Raw genomic sequence first — 1284 nt, 5'->3', positions numbered from 1 at the left:
GTTTTGGAAACTTGGCCAGTTCGGGACGAACGGCGTCCTCGCGGCCATAGATGACGAAGCGGATGTCAGGGCGGCGGATGGCGACCGTCATCAGCGCAGGGATGACAATGCCTGGTCCGTGATCGCCGCCCATGGCATCGATGGAAATCCTGATCACTCGGTGTTTTTCTCACGGTTTGCCTGGCTAGCGGCGGACGCCTGCCGAGGTAAGGGGGCTCGCGAAGGTTCGGCGAAAATAGCGGTTTTGGGCTGCCGCACAACCAACTTTTCCAAAATCCGGGCCGCCTTCAGGATTTTCCGAGCAGCGAACGCAGCTTTTTCTGGAATTCGCTTTCTTCCGAAGGATCGTCGCCCGCGGTGTCCAGCGAGGCTCCGGGCTTGCGCGGATAAGGGTCGATCGCCAGGCCGAAAAACTGCTCGGCAAGCGCGCCGACATCAATGGTGTCGCCGGAAAAAGTTTCGGGACTGTCAGGCCCGTCCGCGTCGAGGACGATTTCGCCGCCGCCCTCGAACCCCTCGCGCCCGAGCTTCGACTGCTCCGGCAGGAACAGCGCCTCGACGGGCTCGTCGATATGGGCTGCGACCGGATCGAGGGTGACGATGCAGGCCTGGGTGATGTCGGCCTCGACGCGACCGCTGACCTTGACGCCGTTGCGTTTCCAGGACGCCACCAGGAGCTCGGCGCGGTAGCGCTCGACCGAGAGCAGATCGTATTCCGCGGCAAGCGCCGCGCGCTGCCGCTCGTCGGCCTCGATCAAAACCGGCAAGCCCTTCTGCGGCAGGCGGGCGACGTTGGCGACGAAAGATATGGGGCTTTGCGGTTTGGCGTGTTTCATTCTCGCCTCCTTCACGCGGCTCCGGCGACCGGGAACGCCACGGTGCCGGCCACGAAAGATTCGGTCGGCTGCATGGCAAGCTGCCGGGACGCTTCGGAAACATAGCTCGCCAGCAGCGGCGCCTCCGGCCACTCGCCGACATCGGGCCTGACATTACGGGCGAGCGCCGCGGCAAGGGCCACCCGGTCGTCGTCCCGCAAGGCGTCGTCATAAGCCGCGGTGCGGCCGTAAAACATCCTTGCCAACTTCTTCATGCGCTTCGGCACGCCGACATCGCTGATGCCGAGTTCCCTGAGCGAATGCTCGACATCCAGAAAGAACTCGTCGATCAACACCTGAGCGATCTCGGCCGCAGCACCGCCCTCCCCGCGCAACCTGTGCTGGAACAGGAACATGTGCAGGGACAGCATTTCGAAACGACCGAGCGGCGTGTCGGGCACATTCCAGT

The 1284-nt window shown here is 63.7% G+C and carries 2 protein-coding genes and 1 pseudogene; all 3 read right to left on the bottom strand.

Going from position 1 to position 1284, the window contains the following annotated elements; all coding sequences use genetic code 11:
• Positions 1-157: pseudogene (locus EOA38_RS37030) on the bottom strand (phosphate acyltransferase); the annotation flags it as partial.
• Positions 158-287: 130 nt separating this feature from the next.
• Complete coding sequence (locus tag EOA38_RS37025; RefSeq protein ID WP_127301537.1) at positions 288-836, bottom strand: DUF177 domain-containing protein; 549 nt, start codon at positions 834-836, stop codon at positions 288-290.
• An 11-nt stretch (positions 837-847) separates the two neighbouring features.
• Positions 848-1284 (bottom strand): ubiquinol-cytochrome C chaperone family protein (locus EOA38_RS37020; RefSeq protein WP_127301536.1); only part of this gene is annotated, 437 nt, incomplete at its 5' end.

This window comes from Mesorhizobium sp. M1E.F.Ca.ET.041.01.1.1, assembly GCF_003997355.1.
Classification (GTDB): Bacteria; Pseudomonadota; Alphaproteobacteria; order Rhizobiales; family Rhizobiaceae; genus Mesorhizobium.
This window is presented reverse-complemented; position numbering and strand designations above follow the sequence as displayed.

Excerpts from the sequence above, each read along its gene's own strand:
- EOA38_RS37025 (WP_127301537.1), bottom strand. The coding sequence starts at position 836 with ATGAAACACGCCAAACCGCAAAGCCCCATATCTTTCGTCGCCAACGTC.